Origin of the sequence: Myxococcus sp. AB056, assembly GCF_006547365.1 — a bacterium.
In the GTDB taxonomy this organism is placed as follows: domain Bacteria; phylum Myxococcota; class Myxococcia; order Myxococcales; family Myxococcaceae; genus Myxococcus; species Myxococcus virescens.
This window is the reverse complement of record NZ_VHLB01000031.1, coordinates 33,282-54,631: the sequence shown is the minus strand read 5'-3', so window position 1 is coordinate 54,631 and position 21,350 is coordinate 33,282. Positions and strand designations below refer to the sequence as shown.

Annotated in this window: 12 protein-coding genes, 3 tRNA genes and 1 pseudogene; 10 read left to right on the top strand and 6 right to left on the bottom strand. The window is 68.1% G+C overall.

Annotated elements, in window-relative coordinates; genetic code table 11:
- Positions 1-33 precede the first annotated feature (33 nt).
- From fadJ to FMP39_RS15970, 6 genes are all read right to left on the bottom strand, one after another.
- Entirely contained in the window at positions 34-2,274 is a 2,241-nt protein-coding gene (fadJ, locus tag FMP39_RS15995) for a fatty acid oxidation complex subunit alpha FadJ (protein WP_141590999.1), read from the bottom strand.
- A complete protein-coding gene (gene fadI, locus FMP39_RS15990) occupies positions 2,274-3,575 on the bottom strand; it encodes an acetyl-CoA C-acyltransferase FadI (protein ID WP_141590997.1) in 1,302 nt (433 codons plus the stop codon). Before fadI ends, fadJ begins: the two co-directional genes overlap by 1 nt.
- Before the next feature lie 136 nt (positions 3,576-3,711).
- A complete protein-coding gene (gene hemE / locus FMP39_RS15985) occupies positions 3,712-4,758 on the bottom strand; it encodes a uroporphyrinogen decarboxylase (RefSeq protein ID WP_141590995.1) in 1,047 nt (348 codons plus the stop codon).
- A gap of 54 nt (positions 4,759-4,812) precedes the next feature.
- The gene (locus FMP39_RS15980; RefSeq protein ID WP_228558030.1) at positions 4,813-7,158 is read right to left on the bottom strand and encodes an alpha-amylase family glycosyl hydrolase; all 2,346 of its coding nucleotides are present in this window, start codon (positions 7,156-7,158) and stop codon (positions 4,813-4,815) included.
- Between the two features lie 14 nt (positions 7,159-7,172).
- Entirely contained in the window at positions 7,173-8,669 is a 1,497-nt protein-coding gene (locus tag FMP39_RS15975; protein ID WP_228558029.1) for a hypothetical protein, read from the bottom strand.
- A 37-nt stretch (positions 8,670-8,706) separates the two neighbouring features.
- Positions 8,707-11,133, bottom strand: a complete 2,427-nt coding sequence (locus FMP39_RS15970; protein WP_228558028.1) for a glycogen-debranching protein — start codon at positions 11,131-11,133, stop codon at positions 8,707-8,709.
- A 254-nt stretch (positions 11,134-11,387) separates the two neighbouring features.
- Here FMP39_RS15970 and FMP39_RS15965 point away from each other — a divergent pair, with 254 nt between their 5' ends.
- The 10 genes and pseudogenes from FMP39_RS15965 to FMP39_RS15920 all read left to right on the top strand — a co-directional run bounded on the left by FMP39_RS15965 (position 11,388) and on the right by FMP39_RS15920 (position 21,172).
- Positions 11,388-12,476 carry an ABC transporter ATP-binding protein gene (locus FMP39_RS15965; RefSeq protein WP_194858418.1) on the top strand — a complete coding sequence of 363 codons (1,089 nt, stop codon included), beginning with the start codon at positions 11,388-11,390 and terminating at the stop codon, positions 12,474-12,476.
- Positions 12,473-14,653: an extracellular solute-binding protein gene (locus FMP39_RS15960; RefSeq protein ID WP_141590985.1), complete on the top strand. Its 2,181-nt coding sequence runs from the start codon at positions 12,473-12,475 to the stop codon at positions 14,651-14,653. Before FMP39_RS15965 ends, FMP39_RS15960 begins: the two co-directional genes overlap by 4 nt.
- Positions 14,650-15,498, top strand: coding sequence for a sugar ABC transporter permease (locus FMP39_RS15955; RefSeq protein ID WP_141590982.1), 849 nt, complete (start codon positions 14,650-14,652; stop codon positions 15,496-15,498). Before FMP39_RS15960 ends, FMP39_RS15955 begins: the two co-directional genes overlap by 4 nt.
- 5 nt (positions 15,499-15,503) lie before the next feature.
- Positions 15,504-18,395, top strand: a complete 2,892-nt coding sequence (locus FMP39_RS15950) for an IPT/TIG domain-containing protein (protein WP_228558027.1) — start codon at positions 15,504-15,506, stop codon at positions 18,393-18,395.
- A 146-nt stretch (positions 18,396-18,541) separates the two neighbouring features.
- Positions 18,542-18,613 (top strand) — tRNA-Val (locus tag FMP39_RS15945).
- Positions 18,614-18,628: 15 nt separating this feature from the next.
- Positions 18,629-18,705: transfer RNA gene (locus FMP39_RS15940), tRNA-Asp, on the top strand.
- 89 nt (positions 18,706-18,794) lie between these two features.
- Positions 18,795-18,868: transfer RNA gene (locus FMP39_RS15935), tRNA-Asp, on the top strand.
- Positions 18,869-19,020: 152 nt separating this feature from the next.
- A pseudogene (locus FMP39_RS15930) lies at positions 19,021-19,370 on the top strand (hypothetical protein); the annotation flags it as partial.
- Between the two features lie 144 nt (positions 19,371-19,514).
- Positions 19,515-19,967, top strand: coding sequence for a GNAT family N-acetyltransferase (locus FMP39_RS15925; protein WP_141590978.1), 453 nt, complete (start codon positions 19,515-19,517; stop codon positions 19,965-19,967).
- Positions 19,968-20,086: 119 nt separating this feature from the next.
- Positions 20,087-21,172 (top strand): MBL fold metallo-hydrolase, encoded by a 1,086-nt coding sequence (locus tag FMP39_RS15920; protein ID WP_194858417.1) that lies wholly within the window; start codon positions 20,087-20,089, stop codon positions 21,170-21,172.
- Positions 21,173-21,350 lie beyond the last annotated feature (178 nt).

The window sequence follows — 21,350 nt, the reverse complement described above, 5'->3', positions numbered from 1 at the left end:
CGCGGGACTCCCGGGTGCAGTCACTGGAATGACTCAGCGCGGGTAGAACGTCTTGCCCGCCTTCACCATCTCCACCAGGTGCGGCGCGGGGGCGAAACGCTCCCCGAGCTTGTCGTGGTAGTGCTCCAGCTTGCGCAGCACCTCGGCGGGACCGCGGCTGTCCACGTAGTGGAAGGGGCCGCCCAGGAAGGGCGGGAAGCCCAGGCCAAAGATGGCGCCCACGTCGCCGTCACGCGCGCTGCGGAGGATGCCCTCGCCCAGGCAGCGGATGGCCTCGTTGACCATCTGCAGCACCACGCGCTCCGCCATCTCCGCGCGGTCGAAGGAGCGGCGCTCCGTGCCGTGCGGCAGCAGGGCATAGATGGAGCTGTCCACCTCCTGCTTCTTCCCGTCCTCGTACAGGTAGAAGCCCTTCTGCGTCTTGCGGCCCAGGCGGCCGTCGGCCACCACCTTCTCCAGGGCCTTGGGCGCCGCCATGCGCTTGCCGAAGGCGGCCTCCATGATGGGGCCCACCTTCTGCGCCACGTCGATGCCCACCTCGTCCAGGAGGGTAATCGGGCCCACGGGGAAGCCGAACTCGACCAGCGCCCTGTCCAGCTCCGCGATGTCCGCGCCTTCCGCCAGCAGGTACGCCGCCTCGTTCATGTACGGGGCGAGGATGCGCGAGGTGTAGAAGCCCGGCCCGTCGTTGACGACGATGACCGTCTTGCCCTGCTTGCGCCCCACCTCCACGCAGGTGGCCGTCACCCAGTCCGCGGTGCCCGCGTGGGTGATGATCTCCAGCAGCGGCATCTTGTGGACCGGGCTGAAGTAATGCATGCCAATGACTTGCGCCGGCCGGCGGCTGCCCTTGGCCAGCTCCGTAATCGGGATGCTGGAGGTGTTGGACGCGAAGATGGTCTGGTCGCCGGTGACGGCCTCCACCTCCGCGATGATGCGGTGCTTGAGCTTGAGGTCCTCGAACACCGCCTCGATGACCAGGTCCGCGGACTTGAAGCCGCTGTAGTCCGTGCCCGCCGTCACCAGGGCCGACTTCGCCGTGGCCTCGCGGCGTGTGAGTGAGCGCCGCTTCACGCGCTCATCCAGGATGGACTGCACCTGCTTCATGGCCCGGCCCACGCCCGCGTCGTCCTTGTCCTTCACGCGCACGGGCACGCCCTGGAGCACGCTGGTGACATAGGCGATGCCGCCGCCCATCAACCCGCCGCCCAGCACCGCCACCTTCTTCACCTCGCGCGGCTTCGCGTCGGGGTTGGAGGTGCCGTTCTCCTTCTTCAGCGCCGTGGTGGCGAAGAAGATCTCCACCAGCCGCTTGGAGACGTCCGACACCACCAGCTCGCCAAAGGCCTTCGCTTCCGCCTCCTGGCCCGCCTTGTGCCCGGACTCCAGGCCCACGCGCACGACCTGGAGCGCCTTCTCCGGCGCGGGGAACTTGCCGCGCGTCTTCTTCAGGAGCTGCTTGCGCGCCTGGTCGAAGAGGACCTTGCGGCCCAGCGGGTTGTCCTCCAGCGCCACCTCCGCCCACAGCTCCTTGTTGGCCAGGCCCTGGATGAAGCCCGCCAGCCCCTTCGCCTTGCCGTTCGCGGCCACGCCCTTGAAGCCCTGACCGTGACGGCGGTCCACCTTCAGCTTGCCTTCAGCCAGCTCCTTCGCGCGCCGCACCGCGACGGCGCGGAGGATGGGCGCCGGCACCACCTCATCCACCACGCCCAGCTTCTTCGCCTTCGCGGGCTTGAGGCTCTTGCCGGTGAGGATGAGGTCCAGCGCCGCCTGCACGCCAATCAGCGCCGGCAGCCGCTGCGTGCCGCCCGCGCCCGGAATCAGGCCCAGCTGCACCTCCGGCAGCCCCAGCGACGTCTTCGGGCTGTCGGTGGCGATGCGGTAGTCACACGCCAGCGCCCACTCCAGGCCGCCGCCCAGACATGCGCCGTGGATGGCCGCGACGACGGGCTTGGGGAAGTCGGCCAGCTTGTCGAAGCCCTCCTGCCCGTTGCGGCTGATGGCGGTGGCCTCCTCCGCCGTCTTGATGGTCTGCAGGAAGTCGATTTTCGCCCCGGCGACGAACGAGTCCTTCTTGCCGGACGTGAAGACGACGGCCTTCACCTCGGGCTCGCGCTCCGCGCGTGCCATGACGCGCAGGAAGGCCTCGCCCGTCTCCGGCGACAGCGTGTTCACCGGCGAGTCCGGCAGGTCGAAGGTGATGACGGCGACGCCGTCCTCCACCCGGTACGAGAAGCCCTGCTTCACCTCGAGCTCTTCCGCCTTGGTGGCCATCACGCACGCTCCAGGATGACGACTGCGCCCAGGCCGCCCGCCGCGCAGACGGTGCACATCGCCGTGTTCTTGTTCCGACGCTTCAGCTCATTGAGGGCCTGGGTGACGATGCGCGCCCCCGTGGCCCCGAAGGGATGACCGATGGCGATGGAGCCACCCGTCACGTTCAGCCGCTCCCGGTCGATTTCGCCCACCGGCGCGCTCCAGCCCGCCTTCTTCGCGAAGGACGGGGACGCCAGCGCCTGGATGTTGCTCGCCACCTGCGCGGCGAAGGCCTCATGCATCTCCACCAGGTCGATGTCCGCCAGCGTCATGCCCGCGCGCTTGAGCGCTGTGGGCACCGCGTAGGCCGGGCCCTGGAGCAGCTGGTCGCCCGGGTCCGTGGCCGCGTAGGCGTGGCTGCGCAGGAAGCCCAGCGGCTCGTAGCCCAGCGCGCGCGCCTTCTCCTCGCTCATCAGCAGCAGCGCCGCGGCGCCGTCCGTCAGCGGCGACGCGTTGCCCGCCGTAATCGTGCCGTACTTGCGGTCGAACGCCGGCTTGAGCTGCCCCAGCGCCTCCATGCTGGAGTCCTCACGGACGATGTTGTCGCGCTCCGCCGTCTTGTCGAACTTCGGCGGCACGACGACGTGCATGACCTCGTTGTCGAACAGGCCGTCCTTCCACGCCTTGGCCGCGTTGCGGTGCGAGTTGAAGGCGATGCGGTCCTGCTCCTCGCGGGAGATGCCGTTCTCCTTGGCCATCTTCTCCGCGCTCTCCCCCATCGTCATGCCGGTGGAGTACTCGGCGATGGCCGGGGGCACCGGCAGCAAATCCTTGGCCTTGAGGCGCTGGAAGGGCTTGAGCTTGTCCGGCAGCGAGCGCCCCTTGGACGCCGCCACCAGCGCGTGGGCCAGCGGCCGGCTGGTGAAGATGGGCGCGTCCGACATGGACTCGGTGCCACCGGCGATGATGACGTCCGCCTCGCCCGTGGCAATCGCGTTGGCCGCCGCCGTCATCGCCTGGATGGACGTGGCGCACGCGCGCGACACCGTGAAGGCATCAATCTTCTTCGGCAGCCCCGCCGCGATGACGACCTCGCGGGCAATGGACGGGGCCGTCAACGTGGGGATGACCTGGCCGAACACCACCTGGTCGATGACGTTCGGGTCCAGGTCCGTCTTCTGGACCAGCTCCTGGACCACCAGGCGGCCCAAATCCAGCGCCGTCAGCCCTGAGAAGACGGAGCCCGCCTTGACGAACGGGGTCCGTAGGCCGCGGACGATGGCCACCCTTCGGGGGCCGTTGCGCTTCTCGCTTGCCATGTGTGCCACACCTCCAGCGAAGTCGGGAGGTGGGCATCTAACGAGCGGCGATGCGCCGCGTCAATCGTCCGTTGATTCAAAAATCAATCGGTGGACACTCCCCCGGGGCGACTGTCCGCCCCGGGGGGAGGCGACCCTAGGCGCCCAGCGTGCCCTGGCGCAGGGCCACGCCGTGGCGGTGGACGGCGTCCACCAGGAACTTCGCGGCATCGGGGTCCGTGGGCGGGAGGATGCCGTGGCCCAGGTTGAAGATGTGCCCGTCGGGGCCCGCGCGGCGGAGGATGTCCTTCACGCGGCCGTCCAGCTCCTCTCGGGGGAGGAACAGGTGCAGCGGGTCCAGGTTGCCCTGCACCGCCACGTCCGGCCCCAGCACCTTCCGGCCCTGGTCCATGGGCAGCGTCCAGTCCAGGCCCACCACGTCCGCGCCGGTGCTCTTGAGCAGCGGCAGGTGCGAGGACATGCCCACGCCGAACACGATGACGGGCACGCCGGTGGCCTTCAGCTCGGTCACCATGCGCTTGAGGTAGGGAATGCAGAAGCGCTCGTAGTCCCATGGCGACAGCGCGCCGCCCCACGAGTCGAAAATCTGGACGATGCTCGCGCCCGCCTCCACCTGCATCTTCAGGTAGGGGATGAGCGTGTCGGTGAGCTTGCCGAAGAGGCGGTGCGCCAGCTCGGGCTGCTCGAACATCAGCCGCTTGATGAGGATGTAGCTCTTGGAGCCGCCACCCTCCACCATGTACGCGGCCAGCGTGAAGGGCGCGCCCGCGAAGCCGATGACGGGCACGGAGTCATTGAGCGCCTTGCGCGTGCGGCGGATGGCCTCGGCCACGAAGCCGGTGCCCTCCACCGGGTCCGGCACGCCCAGCTTGTCGATGTCCGCCGCGGAGCGCACGGGGTCGGGGAAGTGCGGCCCCTTGTCCCCCAGCTCCAGGGTGATGCCCATGGCCTCCACGGGGATGAGGATGTCCGAGAAGATGATGGCCGCGTCCACTCCCAGGCGCGTCACCGGCTGGACGGTGACTTCCGCGGCCAGGTCCGGGTGCTTGCACAGGTCCAGGAAGGCGATGTTCCCGCGGATGGCCCGGTACTCGGGCAGGTAGCGGCCCGCCTGGCGCATCAGCCATACCGGCGTCGTGTCTGTGGGCTGGCGGCGCGCCGCGCGGAGGAGTCGGTCGTTCACTTCGAACCTCGGAGTGGGCCCCGCGCCAGGCGGGGCGAAATGAAACAGGTGCGGTCAGCGCTGGCTCCACGCCAGCGTCTGGCGCAGCGGCCCGGTGCCTTCGTCCACGAACAGCAGACGATTGGCGCCGTCCTCCCAGTCAAAAGTGCCCTGGGAGCCGCCGCGCAAGAGCTTGTACTCGAAGACGGCGCCCACGGGCAGCGACAGCGAGAAGCCGTCGGGCCCTGGACGAAGCGAGCGCTCGGGCTTCCACCCACCCATCTCCGGCCCGCTGCCCACCAACCGCACCGACGGGTCACCCACGGCCAGCTCCACCTGGCGCCGCGTGCCCAGCCCCCGCCACCGCAGACCCGCGAGCTTCGCCGCCGTGGCGAAGCCGCCGGCCGCCTGGGGCTTCAGCCGCGCCAGGGCCACCTCGCCGGCGGGCACGCGCATGAAGCCCGCGCCCCCGGCGGCCAGCGGCGGCGCCAGGGCCAGCGGCTCCAGCTTCGCGCCGGCCAGCCCGTCAGGCAGCGGCACGTCCACGGCGCTGTCACGGGTATTCACGGCGATGACGACGGCCTCGTCGGCGGTGACGCGAGCGTAGGCGAAGAGGTCCTCCCGGGCGGCGAGCATCAACGTCTCGCCACGCTGGAGGGCCTCACTGCCTCGACGCAACGCCAGCAACCCGCCAATCCACGACCGCAGCGGGTGGTTCGTGAAGCGCATGTCGCCCCGGTTCTCCGGCTCCTTCGCGCCCGTCAGGCCCTCCTCGGTGCCGTAGGTGAGCGCCGGCACGCCGCGCGCGGTGAGCTGCACCGCCAGCGCCCGCTTCACCCGCTCCACGTCACCACCGCACTCACTCATCACCCGGGGCAGGTCGTGGTTGTCCACCATCGTCACGAGGGAGCCCGGCGCCGGGTAGAGCCGGTCGTTGAAGAGGATGGCGCCCAGGTGCGACGGGGAGCGGTCCCTGCAGAAGACGTCCACCAGCGCGAAGGCCAGCGGGAAGTCGAACATCGTCCCGAAGCGGCCTTCCTTCATCGTGTTCGACAGCAGCACCGGGTCGCCGTCCAGCATCTCCCCCAACAGCAGGAAGTCCGGCCCCGCGTGCTGGCGCAAGTCGTCGTTGTAGCGAGCCCAGAAGGAGGTGGGCATGTGCTTCACCGCGTCCAGCCGGAAGCCCGCGGGCTGGAGCACGTCCACCCACCGGCGTGAATGCGCCAGCAGGTGCGCGTACACGTCTTCCCTCTCCACGGCGAGGTCCGGCAGGCCGTGCACGTCTCCCATCACCAGCTCGCGTGAATCGCCCCAGTCCTTGATGGGCCCCAGGCCGTGGAACCAGTCGGGCCGCTCACGCGACAGGCGCGTCTCCGGCCCCACGTGGTTGAGCACCACGTCCAGCACCAGCCGCATGTCCCGGCGGCGCAACTCCGCCGCCAGCGTCTTCAGCAGAGCCTCGTCTCCGAAGCGCGGCTCCACCCGGCCGAAGTCCTCCACCCAGTAACCGTGGAAGGCGCCGTACCCATGGAACTTGTCGGTGCGCATCTGGAAGACGGGTGAAAGCCACACCGTGCGGACACCGAGCTGCTGCAGCCCGTCCAGTCGGTCAATGACACCTTGCAGGTCTCCGCCGTGAAAGGCCTGCGCGTCCTCCAGGTCCACCGCACCGTCGTTCTTCGGGTCTCCATTGGAGAAGCGGTCCACCATCACGAAGTAGACCGCGTCTCCCGCCGGCGGCTCCCACGAACCCCGGTAGGGCTCGGGCACGGCCGGAGTGCCCGTGCCCGGCTCGATGCCCGGTCCGGCCGGCGCGTCGAGCCCCGGCACCGTGCCCGGACCACCGTCCGTGTCCGGCACCAGGAAGGGCGAGGCCAGGAAGGAGTCGAACAGCGCGCCCGCCTGCCCGGCGATCTGCGCGGCCACCTCCAACTGCGCATCGTCCTCGCGCTGCTGGTCGAACTGAAGCGCCGCGCCGTAGTCCTGGGTGACGACGGTGGGCGCCATCGCGGAGTCCGCGCGCGCGCCCGTGGTCCGCACCGAGATGTCCCACGAGAAGCGGCCCCCCACCTGGCTGAAGAACGACACCCGCGTCTCCACCAGCAGGTGCAGCGGCGCCTCCGGCGTCAGCGCCTTCAGCATCTCGAAGCGGCGCTGCGAGTCGCGCACCTTCGCGAAGTAGGCGGCGTAGTCCGCGTAGGGCACCACCTCCACGCGCAGGTTGCGCCTGGCCAGGGTCTCCGCGATGCGCTGCTTCAGTCCTTCCGGGACGTCCGCCACCACGCCGGCCCGCCTCGCGTCATCCCGCACGTAGGCCACGGCGACCACCGTGCCGCTGGGCGCCAGGGGTGGAGGCGCCGCGCGGGGCAGACACGCCGCGAGCGTCACCGCGGCCAGCGCCGCCGTGAGGGAGACCACCACGCTCCATCGCCTTGTCAGAACCATCCTTCGGCCTCGATCGCGACCACCGAGTGCCAGTGACGCTCGGGGCCGACGTAAACGTTGTACTGGTCCAGGCTGTCCACGAAGGAGTTGCCGAACGCCGCATGTTGGGTGGAGCGCTGGAGCCCGTACAGCAGCCGCAGACTGGGGCGCGCGTAGATGCTGCGGCCCGTGGGGTTGAGCACCACACCGGCCTTGAACTGCCAGGTGTCGCGCGTGTCGCTGTCACCGAACTCCAGGCCGCGCGCGTCCGCCATGCCGTCGGTGCTGGTGAACACCGAGTCCACATGGTTGCGGTAGAGATTGCCGTTCAGGCTCTTCTCGCGCGCGACGCTGCTCTCCACCAGGAGGTGAACCCTGTCGGTGAGGAAGTACTGAAGGCGGAGCACCGTGGAGGCGATGACGCGGTTGTCCTCGCCCGCGGCAATCGTGTTGTCCTTGTTGAACGAGTAACCCGCCCACACACCCCAGAGCGCCTCCAGCTTGTCGGGGATGATGCGCAGGTAGGCCTCGTTGCCGAGGTTGGCGTCGTAGCGCTCGTCGGTCTGGTCCGTGACGTACACGGTCCAGTCCCGGCCCCGGAAGTTCTCCGTGTAGAAGGGCTGCGGGTGGCGCTTCTCGAAGGTCAGGTACAGGTTGCTCCACACCAGCGGCCCCACCCCGCCGAAGCCCAGATAGCCCATGGCCCGGTACGACAGCGCGCTGCGGGCCTTGAGGTCCGGGACCAGGTCCTCCGCGCCCGGGTTGGCCTCGAAGTAGCGCCGCACCACCTCGCGCCGCGCGAAGTTCTCGTAGCTGGTCCCGGGCGAAGCGTAGAGCGCGTTCCGGTTGCCGCGCACCGCGGGCTCGTAGCCCACCTGGCCGCGGATACCCACCTCCAGGTGACCGGGAATCAGCCGGTAGCGGAACGACGCGGCGCCCGTCAGCACCGTGTTGTAGTTGTTCGGGCGCAGCGTGTAGCCGCTGTCCCCCACCGCCAGCAGGACGTCGTAGCGGTCGCCCTGGTACGTGCCGGACAGGCCCACCGTGTCCCAGAGCAGCGTGCCAGGACGCTGGTCGTAGATGTGCAGGTCGTTCCAGCGGTCCTCGAGCGTGCCGAGCTGCCACGTCACCCGGTCCAGCAGGATGTTGCCGGCGCGGACGAAGAGGTAGTCAGCGCTGAAGTTCACCAGCGAGCCATTACCGGGGTCCGCCGAACGAAACGACCTGCCAGAGATACGGGAGTGGACCTCGGCCCACACCTCGTCGGTCCCCGGCGTGGCCTGCAACGCGTCCAGCCGGAGGTTGAGCTCACCGTAAGGGCTTTCGTTGAGGAGCCGACCGTAGAGCCAGTAATAGCCCAACTGGCCCGAGCCGCCCGCGAAGTCCGGGCGGGTCATGATGCGGAAATAACCCGCGGCCCCGAAGCGATCGCGAGGCGCATCGGCCAGGGCAACGAGCGGCAGGAACGACAACAGGATAGCGCCGAGGCGCGCAGGCAGGACTCGCATGGGCGGGCCCCGCTTATAGCGCAACCTGCTTGCCTGCCTACTCCGCACGCAGGATGACGATGGTTCTTTCCGGCATCCCGTACGTCGGACCGTTCACTGGTGACGCTGCATCCAGCCACGAGTTACCCGTGGACCGGCTGTCCAGGCCCGCCATCGTGAGATAGGTGGGGCTGTCGAAGTACGCCTGCGTGTCGATGAGCCGCGTCCACTTGCGGCCTTCGGGCAGCGTGAACGTCACCGCGCGGGGCTCCATGTTGATGAGCACCAGCAGCTCCGGCCCGTAGGACGCGTCGTGGTAGTGAATCATCAACTGCTTGCTGTCCCACGCCGCCTCGGTGTTCTGGGCACTCTTCCAGGCCAGCGGCGCGCCCTTGCCGTAGTCCTTCGGCGCGAAGGCGTAGGCGTGCTCCTTGCGCAGGCGGATGGCTGCCTTCACGAATTCGAACATGCGGTGACGTTCGTCGCGCGCCAGGTACGTCCCCCACTGGTACCAGTTGAAAGGGTTGTCGGACAGCGTGGAGTAAGCGTTGTTGTTCCCCAACTGCGTGCGCATCCACTCGTCGCCGCCCAGGATCATCGGCGTGCCGTGGCTGATCATCATCGACATGAAGGCATTGCGCATCATCTGCCGCCGCATGCTCTCCGCGCGCTCGTCGCCAATCGGCCCCCAGTTGCGGGAACGGTTGCGATCCTCGCCGCTGACCTTGTCGCAGAAGGGGCTGTTCGGTGTGTCACAGCACACCGGGTTCAACGGACCGCAGCGGTTCTGCTTCTCGTCGTACGCGAACAGGTCGTACATCGTGAAGCCGTCGTGCACGGTGATGAAGTTCATGGAGTGATACGGGCGGCGGCCATTGCGCTCGAACCACTCCTGGCTGCCGTACATCAGGAAGCCGCCGTCCACCGTGCCAGGCCGGCCGCACAGCGAACCCTCGTTGGAGTTGAGCTTCCAACCGTCCTGGTTCATGAACGCGCGCCACCAGTCGCGGAAGCGGCCGTTCCACTCGTACCAGCCATTGCCCGGCTGCGTCTTGGCGTTGGGGAACTCGCCCAGCGGCATGCAGTACCAGCCGCCCGCGCTCCACGGCTCGGCCATGATGCGGGTGTTGTACTTCTGGAGCACCGGGTCGTCGATGACATCCTGGAGCACGGTGTTGCGCGGGTCGTCCCAGCGGTTGTAGTCGCCGTCGCGCTCACCCAGGATGGGCGCCAGGTCGAAGCGGAAGCCGTCCACGTGGAGCTCTTCCACGTAGAAGCGCAGGCTGTCGATGATGAGCTTGCGCGTGGGCCGGTGGTTGGGGCGCGTCTGGTTACCGACGCCGGTGTTGTTCCAATACGTGCGGCGGTCCGGGTTGAGCGCGTAGTACGCCTGGTTGTCGATGCCGCGGAACGAATAGAGGCCAGCCGTCTCCGCGGGGTCCAGGGACTCCAGCGGCTCGCCGGGCATGACGTCATCCGTCTCCAGCTTCTCGCGCCAGAGGCCCCCCTCGCCGGTGTGGTTGTAGACGACGTCGATAATCACCTCGATGCCGTGCTTGTGGAGCTGCTCCACCATCCACTTGAACTCGTTGATGACCTGGTGCGGCTCCTTGAAGGCCGCGTAGGACAGCTCGGGCGCGAAGAAGTTGATGGTCTGGTAGCCCCAGTAGCCACCGTCCAGCGGCTTCTCGTGGATGGGCAGCAGCTCCACCGCGGTGATGCCCAGCTCGGCCAGGTAGGCCGCCTTCTCACCGAAGCCGCGGTAGGTGCCCGGGAAGCGAACGCCGCTGGCGGGGTCCGCCGTGAAGCCCTTGGCGTGAACCTCGTAGACGATGAGGTCCTGCCAGCCGTGCCCCTGCCAGTTCTCGTCCTGGCGGTTGGCGCGCCACTGCTGCTCGGCCTCACCCCACTGGTAGTCGCCGCTCTTGACGAGCACGCTCTTGGCGGAGGCCGCGTAGGTCACCTCCGTGCGAGCCGGACCGCTGGCCGTGCTGCCCTTGCTCCAGTCGTGGTCGCGGTGCAGGGCCTTGGAGTACGGGTCCGTGAGCAGTTTGTTGGGATTGAAGCGGTTGCCGTAGACGTCCGCGTCCGCCTTGAAGCCGTGGATGGACCCGGGGAACCACCGCGGGTCGAACTCCCAGTTGGGTCCCCATGCGCGGAAGCCGTAGTGCTGTCCCACGCCCACGCCTTCCACGTAGACGCTCCACACGTCGCCATAGCGTGTCATCTCATAGGCGCGCGCCGGGCGGTTGCTCTCCGGGTCCTCGAAGAGCAGCAGCTCCAGCCGGGTGGCGTTCTCCGAGTACAGGGCGAAGTTCACGCCCTTGTCCACGAAGGTGGGGCCGATCTGGCGAAGGGACTCGATGTCGTCCACCGAGTAGCTCGGGGCCCGAGCATCACTGTGGTACAGCCGGACGTAGTCGCTCTCGCTACAGCCAGTGATGAACAGGGCGGTGGACAGCGCCGCGCCCACGAGGCGGGACATTCTGTGAGTGAGCATCAGGTAGGCTGACCTCGAGGTCCGGACATGACTCGGCCCGGCAATCAAACTCCGGTTCCATAACAAGCGCCTTCCATGCCTGACAAGACTGGGTCCGGGTTTCCAATCGGGAACAGACCTTCGTTCACTGGCGCACGCGCCGGAAGGATGCAGCGCAAGCAACCAAGGAGGTTTGAGGAAATAAGAAGCGTCCGGGTAAGGTGCGCGACCGTCTTCCCATCAATTTCTCCGAGCACGACTTGTCCGAAGTCACCCTGAGCGGGATCAAGAAGTCGTTTGGCCAGAACCTCATCGTGAAGGGCGTGGACCTTCAGGTGGGTGAAGGTGAATTCCTGGTGATGGTCGGCCCGTCTGGCTGCGGGAAGACGACCTTGCTGCGGCTCATCGCGGGCCTGGAACAGGTGGACGCGGGCGAGGTGCGCATTGGCGGCGCCCGGGTGAACGACGTTCCGCCTCGTGACCGAGACGTTGCAATGGTGTTCCAGTCCTATGCGCTCTACCCGCACATGACGGTGCGGGAGAATCTGGCCTTCGGCCTGACGCTCCGGAAGTTCCCCGCCGCGGAGATTGCGTCGCGCGTGCAGGAGGTGGCCGGAATGCTGGAGCTGAACCAGCTCCTGGAGCGCAAGCCCAAGGCCCTGTCCGGCGGCCAACGCCAGCGCGTGGCCATGGGGCGAGCCATCGTCCGCCGCCCCAAGGTCTTCCTCTTCGACGAGCCCCTCTCCAACCTGGACACCGCGCTCCGGGTCCAGATGCGCGGCGAGCTGGCGCGGCTGCACCGCCGGCTGAGCGCGACGATGATCTACGTCACCCACGACCAGGTGGAGGCGATGACGCTGGCCACCCGCGTGGCCGTCTTCAATGGCGGGCTCCTCCAGCAGGTGGGCCCGCCGCTGGAGCTCTACAACCGCCCCGCCAACCAGTTCGTCGCGGGGTTCCTCGGCTCCCCCTCCATGAACTTCCTGGAGGCGCGGCGAGAGGGGGCCCAGTTTACCGGCAAGGGCTTCACCCTGCCCTGTCCGGCGGACGTGCCCCCGGAGGAAGCCACGGTGCTGCTGGGCCTGCGTCCCCAGGATTTGCGCGTGGAATCCCAGGGGCCCCTCACTGGCACCGTGGACGCCGTGGAGCGACTGGGCTTCGACGGGTACGCCTTCGTCAAAACGGAGGCCGGACTGGTGGCGGCTCGCTTCGACAAGGGCGTGAACGTCGCGGTCGGTGACAAGGTGCACCTGGCCCCCGTGGCGGACGCGCTGCACGTCTTCTCCAAGGACGGCGCGAAGGCGCTGCGCCATCCGGAGCAGCGCGCCGCGATGGAGATCGCGTCGTGAGCCGGTGGCTCGGCCTGGCACTGCTCGCCACGGCGCTGAGCGCGCAAGCGGCGCCCGCGACGGAGAAGCCGTTGAAGCTGTGGCACGCGTACCGCGGCGGCGAGGAGATGGCGCTCGTCCAGGCCACGGAGCTCTTCACCTCGAAGACGGGCGTCCAGGTGGAGCTGCTCGCCCTGCCCTACGACGCCTACGCGGCCAAGCTGACCAACGCCATTCCCCATGGCGTGGGCCCGGACGTCTTCATCTTCAACCACGAGCGACTGCGCAACTTCCACGCGATGCATCTGGTGGCTCCCGCCAGTGGGCTGGCGCGCGAGGACTACTTCCCCAACGCCGTGGAGGCGCTGGAGGTGGATGGCCAGGTGTACGGCTATCCCATGTCGCTCAAGTCGTTGGCGCTCTACGTCAACACGAAGCTCGTGCCCCAGCCGCCAGAGACGACGGACGCGCTGCTGGCGATGCTGCCCGCGCTATCGGACGCGGACGCGGGCCGCTTCGGGCTGGCCTACGAGAGCGGCGACTTCTACTTCCACGCGGGCTTCCTCTTCGGCTTCGGCGGCGAGCTGTTCGATGCAAACGGCCGCGCGAGCTTCGACACACAGGGGATGGCCCGCTCCCTGGCCTTTGTGAAGGACCTGCAGGACCAGCGCTTCATCCCCCAGGAGGCCTCGGGCGCGCTGGTGAAGAGCCTCTTCAACGACGGCCGCGCCGCCATGATCATCAGCGGGCCGTGGTTCGCCGGGGAGATTGCCCCCCAGGTGGAATACCGCGTGGTGGGGCTGCCGACGGTGAGCACCACGAACATCCCCATCCGCCCCTTCCTGGGCGTGGAGACGGCCTACGTCTCCGCGCGCTCCGAGCGAGCGGAGCAGGCCCAGGCGCTGGCGCGCTTCATCTCCCTGGGCGAGGCCTCACGCGTGCGGGCCATGGTGGGCCGGCAGATTCCGGCGGACGTGGCCGCGTACACGCTGAACGAGGTGCGGGAGGACACGCTCATCTCCTCCTTCCGCGAGGCGGCCCGCCACGCCACGCCCATGCCCAACACGCTGGAGATGGCGCGCGTCTGGGAGCCCATGAAACTGGCGCTGCGCGCGGTACTCCAGGGCGGCACCGCGCCCCAGGACGCGGGCGCGCTGGCGGACCGGCGCTACCGCGCGCTGCACCGCGAGCGCCCGCCCGACGCCAGTCCCATGCCTTGGCTGGGCCTGGTGGGCGCCATGGCGCTGGGCGGCTCCGTCTATGTGCTGCGGCGCCCGGCGGCGACACTGCCCTTCAAGCGCCGTTACCCGGATGTGGCGCAGGCGGTGGCGTACATCACCCCCGCGGCGGCCGGCGTGGCGCTGCTGGTGTTCGTCCCCTTCGCGGTGGGCCTCAGCCTGTCGCTGTTCCACCACGAGGCGGGGGAATACTCCTTCGTGGGCCTGGCCAACTTCGTGGATATCCTGGCCAGCCGCGGCTACAGCATCACCGAGCCACTGTCCTTCTATTTCACGCTGGCCGTGACGCTGCTGTGGGCGGTGGTCAACGTGGTGCTCCACGTCAGCATCGGCCTGTTCCTGGCGCTGCTGTTGAAGGATCCGCTGCTGAAGCTGCGGGGGGTCTACCGGGTGTTGCTCATCATCCCCTGGGCCGTGCCCAACTACATCACCGCGCTCATGTGGAAGGGCATGTTCCACCGGCAGTTCGGCGCCATCAACGGCCTGCTGGTCGCCCTGGACTTGGAGCCGGTGAGCTGGTTCACCCGCTTCTCCACGGCCTTCGCGGCCAACGTGGCCACCAACACCTGGCTGGGCTTCCCCTTCATGATGGTGGTGGCGCTGGGCGCGCTCCAGTCCATCCCCCAGGAGCTCTACGAAGCGGCGGAGGTGGACGGCGCGAGCAAGTGGACGCAGTTCCGCCGCATCACCCTGCCGCTGCTGAGGCCCGCCATGCTGCCGGCCGTCATCCTGGGCAGCGTGTGGACCTTCAACATGTTCAACATCATCTACCTGGTGTCCGGCGGTGAGCCGGGCGGCGGCACCGACATCCTGGTGTCGGAGGCCTACCGTTGGGCCTTCCAGCGCAACGAGCAGTACGGCTTCGCGGCGGCGTACTCGGTCCTCATCTTCGTGGTGCTGCTGGTCTGGTCCGCCTTCACCAAGCGATTGATGCGGTCGTCCTCGGAGGTGATGGGATGAACCGCCCCTCGCGCTTGAAGATGGCCGCCATCCACGCCGGGCTGACGCTACTGTGCATGGCCACGCTCTACCCGGTGCTCTGGGTGGTGAAGATGGCGCTGTCGCCCACGGACGGGCTCGCGCTCACCGCCAACCCCTTCCCCGAAACCGTCACGCTGGAGCACTTCCGTCAGGTGCTCTCCGGCACGGACGCGGCGGGGCGGTGGGTGTTCGGCCGGCAGCTCCTGGCGAGCATCGTCGTGGCGGGCGCCACCACGCTGGTGGGCCTGACGCTGGCGGTGTCCGCGGCCTACGCGCTGTCGCGCTTCCGGTTCCCCGGCAAGGAAGGCGGGATGCAGGCGCTGCTGGTGACGCAGATGTTCCCGGCGACGCTGATGATGGTGCCCATCTACAGCATCCTCCAGAAGCTGCACCTGCTGGACAGCCTCACGGGGCTCGTCCTGGTCTACGCCACCACCGCCCTGCCCTTCTGCATCTGGAACCTCAAGGGCTACTTCGACACGCTGCCGCGCGAGTTGGAGGAAGCGGCGGTGATGGACGGCGCCTCCACCTTCCAGGTGTTCGTGCGCGTGGTGCTCCCGCTGGCCCGGCCCGCGCTGGCCGTGACGGCGCTCTTCTCCTTCATGACGGCGTGGAACGAGTTCATCCTCGCCGCCACGCTGCTCAATGACCCGTCCCGCTTCACCCTGCCCGTCGCGCTCCAGCGCCTCGTCGGCGAGCACAAGGTGGAGTGGGGCAAGTTCGCCGCGGGCGCGCTCATCGTCTCCGCGCCGGTCATGGCGTTGTTCTTCGCGCTTCAGAAACACCTCGTCGGCGGTTTGACCGCTGGCGGAGTCAAGGGGTGATGTCGATGTCGTCTCGCTGTCTCCGTGCCCTCGTCCTCGTCCTGCCTCTGCTGGTCGTCGCCTGTAATGGCGACTCAGACGGAGGACCTGCTCCCAGCGACAACGCGCCCGTCGTGCGGGAGGTCCAGCCCTCGGGCGGCCCCGTCTCGGGCCACACCCTCATCAACGTCTACGGCGCCGGCTTCAAGGAAGGCGCGAAGCTCTACTTCGGCCAGCAGGAGGCCCTGCGGGTGGTGGTGGTCAACACCCACCGCATCTACGGCTACACCCCCACCGCCACCTCCGGCGTGGTGGACGTGCGCGTGGTGAACCCGGACAGCGCTCACGGCACCCTGGTGGGCGGCTTCACGTTCGAAGGCGCGCCGGTGGCGAACATCGAACAGGCCGAAGTGCTCAACGGCAACGTGGACGCGGTCAGCAACGGCCAGCCGGTGGGCACCACCGTGCGCGGCGCCGTCACCGTGGCCGGCATCACCCGTGGCACCGGCCAGGGCGGCGGCACCCGCGCGCAGGTGGGCTTCGCCCTGGCGGACGCGGAACTGCTCAACCCGGACAGCTACACCTGGGAAGAGGCCAGCTACGAGGGTGACTCGGGCAGCCGCGAGGCGGACATCTACCAGGGCACCGTGCTGCTCCAGCCGACCATCAGCGGTGAGCGCCGTGAGTGGGTCGTCACCATGCGCTTCTCCATCGACAACGGCGCCACGTGGGTGATGGCGGACGGCGATGGCAGCGCCAACGGCGTGTCGGAGGACATGCTGCGCCGGGTGTTCATCTCCCGGCCGCGCGTGGACTACTGCAAGCTGGGCCCCGACAACAACCCCGGGCCGGTCAACGTCTTCTACCGGCCGGGCGACACCCCGAACGTGAAGGTGGCCGGTCAGGTGTACGCGGCGGGCATCACCCAGGGCGGTGGCGCGGGCTCGGGCCTGGTGGCGCAGCTCGGCTACGGTCCGGCGGACTCGGACCCGCGCAGCGACAGCGGCTGGACGTGGGTGAACGCCACGTACAAGACGGACCACGGCAACAACGACGAGTGGGAGGCCGACCTGCCCAACCCGGGCACCGTGGGCACCTGGCGAATCGCCTTCCGCTTCAGCATCAGCGAGAACGTGTGGCGCTTCTGCGACGCGGACGGCGTCAACGACAGCGACGAGGGCAACCTGACCTTCAGCCTGTCCAAGCTGGGCACGCTCACCGTGGGCGACGAGGCGCCGAAGCCGGCGGTGACGTGGTGCAAGATTGGCCTCGACCGGACGGCGCCGGAGGCCATCAACTACACGACGACACAAACGTCGGGCCTGAAGACGGTGTACGCCCAGGTCAACCTGCCGGGCGTGACGGACCGCGAAGGCGCAGGGCCAGGCCTGGAGGGCCAGCTCGGCTGGGGTCCCGTGGGTGAGGACCCGCGCACCTCGTCACGGTGGAACTGGTCGACCCAGCTGACCTTCGACCAGGACAACTTCGAGGTGAACGACCAGTGGAAGGGCACGCTGCCCAACCCGACCATCAACGGCGAGTACCGCTACGCGGTGCGCTTCAACCACGACGGCGGCCCCATCCGCGTGTGCGACGGCAACGGCGTGGACGACGGCGGTCAAGACTTCGAGCTGGACCAGCTCGGCACGCTCAACGTGACGGGCCAGCCCGTCATCCCGCGCGTCATCGGCTACTGCAAGCTGGGGCCGGATGGGAACGACACGCCGCAGTCGCTGGCGTACACCACCGGGGATGCGGCCAGCCACGTCATCATCGCGTACGTCAACGTGGCGGGCCTCACCAACACCACCACGGGCGAAGTCGCGGACATCGTGGGCCAACTCGGCTGGGGACCCGCCGGTGAGGCTCCGGCCACGTCCGACGAGTGGGACTGGACCACGACGGCCCAGTTCAAGGGCGACTTCTGGGACAACGACGAGTACGAGGCCACGTTGCCCAACCCGGGCGTGGTGGGCAGCTATCGGTTCGCCTACCGCTTCCAGGTGAACGGCGGCGAGTTCCTCTACTGCGACGCGGATGGAAACAGCAGCGGCCCGGACGGATTCAACGCGGACCTGACGGGCAGCCTGGCGGTGACCGAGGCCCCGGATCCCGAGCCGACGGACAGCTACTGCCGCCTGCAGAGCGTGAGCGGCACGACGGTGGGCAGCGGCGACATCGTCACCGTGGTGGGCCGGGTGCACATCCCGAGCGTCACCGCGGGCGAGGGGCCGGGCGCCAACGTCCAGGTGCAGGTGGGCGTAGGCGCCGCGGACACCAACGCTTCCACCCAGGCGGACGCGTTCACATGGAAGGCCGCGGAGTACACCAGCGAGGCCGCCGGTGAGGCGGACACGGATGAGTTCTCCACCACCGTGACGCCGGCCTACACCGGCGACCGCGCCGTCAGCCTGCGCTACACCACGGACGGCACCACGTGGACGTACTGCGACAAGGACGGCAGCAACGTGGGTGGGTACACGCTGGGCCAGCAACACGCCCTCACGGTGGGCAACCACGCGGGAATTGGCTACTGCAACCTCCAGTGGCCCTTCGAGATCGCGGCGGGCGCCGAGGGTAACCCGCGAATCGTCTACGGCCAGCTACACGTGGAGGGAGTCACGCCCGGCAGCGGCCAGGGCGCTGGCGTCGTCGCGGAGCTCGGCTACGGCCCCGCGAGCAGCGACCCGGGCATCTCCGGTTGGACGTGGGTGGCAGCCACGTACCTCAGTGACGAGGGCAACAACGATCAGTACTCCGTAAGCCTGCCGGAGGGAGTGTCGGTCGGGACGTCCTACGCGTACCGCTACTCGCTCAACGGCGGGCCGTTCTGCTACGGCGACCGGAACGACCGGAGCGGCAGCGGAAACACCGGTAACGGCTTCCAGGGTGGGGACCTCGGCACGGTCATCCCGTAGCCACATGGCCAGTCCACTGGCCGCCCGGATGCCCACCAGGGCCCGGGCGGCCTTGCGGAATGATCGGCCCTGCTGAAGCGTATGCTTGACAGTGTCGGATGAGGCCGATAAAAGCCCGCCTCACCGAAGCGCGGCGGACGCCTGACGGGCGGATAGCTCAGCGGTAGAGCGGCGCCCTTACAAGGCGATGGTCACAGGTTCAATCCCTGTTCCGCCCACTGTCGTACCGATGTGGGGAGTTAGTTCAGTTGGTTAGAACGCCGGCCTGTCACGCCGGAGGCCACGGGTTCAAGTCCCGTACTCCTCGCCACCAAGAAGGGCCCGGAATCGCAAGGTTCCGGGCCCTTCGCCTTTTAGTGAGAGACTCGGTTTTTGGCCCTGCCGCTCGCAGCCCCATCTGGGGAGTTAGTTCAGTTGGTTAGAACGCCGGCCTGTCACGCCGGAGGCCACGGGTTCAAGTCCCGTACTCCTCGCTAGAAAAGCCCAGCAATCCTCAGGGGTTGCTGGGCTTTTCTTTTTCCTCCGTCGCCCTATGTGGCCTCAGTGTGCCGCTCCGGCACCGTTGGCCGGAGCGGTGTGGCGCTGGACGTCGCGGGCAAGGCGGCGGCATCCTCTGCGGACCTGCGCAGTCGACGTGCTCGTGGACGGGGGCCCCACCGGGCCCCAGGACGTGATGGTCCAGTGTGCCCAGAAGGCCGAGGCCTGCAGGCGCCCCTGAAGCGGGGCGACGTGGAGCTCCGGTTCCAGGAGGGCCAGTGGAAGACCTACGACGCGGCGAAGGCCCACCTCACCAAGGGGCGCAAGAGCGAGGCGCTCGCGCAGCTCAACGATTGCATCGCGGAGGGGCGCATCCTCGAGAACCGGTACCCCGACTTCAAGGAGCAGAAGTTCGACATCGGCGGCACAAGCATGAGCATGTTGGAGCTGCTCCAGGCCTGCGCGAAGGAGCGCAAGGCGCTGCAGCCTTCCCATTGAGCCTTCCTGCTTCGCCCCGAAGTCCGTCGCTTCCCAGAGGATTGGAGCGCCGGGGCGGGCGGAGCGGTGGGCCCGAACCTCGAGGTCGCGCGGTCCCCTTGAGAGGGACACCGCGCGGCACAGACTGGACGGAGCTTTCCCAGGATGATCCTCCGCAACGTCACGGATGAAGACCTTCCCATCTTCTTCGAACACCAGCGCGACCCAGAAGCGCAGCGCATGGCCGCATTTGCATCGCGGGAACGCGATGCGTTCATGACCCACTGGCGCACAAACGTTCTCCGCCCTGAGAACGTCACCCGCACCATCGTCATGGGCGGTGTGGTCGTTGGGCACATCGGCAGTTGGGAACAGGATGCCATGCGCCTCGTCGGCTACTGGATGGGTCGCGAGCATTGGGGCAAGGGCATCGCCACTCGGGCCCTCTCCGAGTTTCTCGTGCTCGAGCCCACCCGGCCACTTCATGCGTGGGTCGCTCTCAACAACCTCGCGTCGATCCGCGTCCTCGAGAAGTGTGGCTTCCACACCCTGCGCAACGAGGACCCGCATCACCCGGATGGCGTTGCCGAAGTCCTGATGAGGCTGGGTTCGACGTAGTGCGTGTGGCTCGGGCTTCGATGACCTCGGGCCCAGATTCCGATCAGTGAGCGAATCTTGGGCAGGTGCAGGGGTGGGCGACCAACCGAACATGGCGCTGCGATAGAGAGGGACGGAGCATGCAGGTACTCGGAAGCAAGGCGCAGGGAGCCCGGCTCGAACGCATGAAGGCGTCACCGCGCTTCAAGGATGGGATGTTCCACAACACATCCCCGGTGACTCAGGGGCTGAAGAAGGGCACCGCTGTCTCGACGATGAAGGAGTTCATCTGCGGCGGTCAGCGGCGGGTGCCGACTGGCGTGCTGCCCATCGTCAATCCGCTCGAGCAGTGGCTGCTCCCAGTGCAGAGCGGGCTCCGCGCGACGTGGCTCGGTCATTCCACCGTCCTGCTTGAGGTCGATGGGAAGCGCGTGTTGACTGACCCGGTGTGGGGAGAGCGCATCTCCCCGCTTCCCTTCACGGGGCCGAAGCGGTTTCACCCCGCGCCGGTGACAATCGGTCAGCTTCCTCCGCTCCACGCGGTCGTCATCTCGCACGACCACTACGACCACCTCGACTACCCGACCATCCTTCAACTCATCCCGCTCGGGGTTCCGTTCGTCACCTCACTCGGCGTGGGTGCGCATCTGGAGGCGTGGGGCGTGCCTCCCGAGCGCATCACCGAGCTCGACTGGTGGGAGTCCGCGGAGGTCGGTGGCCTTACCTTCACCGCCGCACCATCACAGCACTTCTCGGGTCGCAGCGTGGCCGATAGGAACCGGACAGCGTGGTCGTCGATTGTGGTGCGCGGTCCGCATCACGCCGTCTTCTTCAGCGGCGACACGGGCCTGACCCAGGAGTACGTCGAGATCCGGCAGAGGCTGGGACCGTTCGACCTCATCATGCTCGAGGTCGGCGCGTGGGACCCGGCGTGGGGAGATATTCACCTCGGACCGGAGAATGCGTTGCAAGCGCACGACCTGTTGGGCGGTGGCGCCTTCCTGCCGGTCCATTGGGGCACGTTCAATCTCGCAATCCATTCCTGGGACGAACCTGCGGAGACGCTCGTGAAGCTCGCCCCAACGAATGCGCCGCTGGTCATGCCTCGCCTCGGCCAGCCGATCGAGCCGCGCCAGGTGCAGTCAATCGACCCATGGTGGCGCGAGGTCGATCAAACCGAGACGGAACCGGCGCCGGTGGAGGCGGTGACGGAACCCTCCGACTGACGAATCAGCGCGAAGCGCGCGACAGCACGACGGGCCGGTGACGAAGGATGCGGCATCCGAACAGAGCCAGAGCGCCGCGGCCGCGGCCTCGGTGGCCTCACCGATGCGCACCATCGAAATGGGGCTCATCGCTTCCAGATTCGGAGAACAGCGCGATGAGCTCCCCATGATTTGGGCG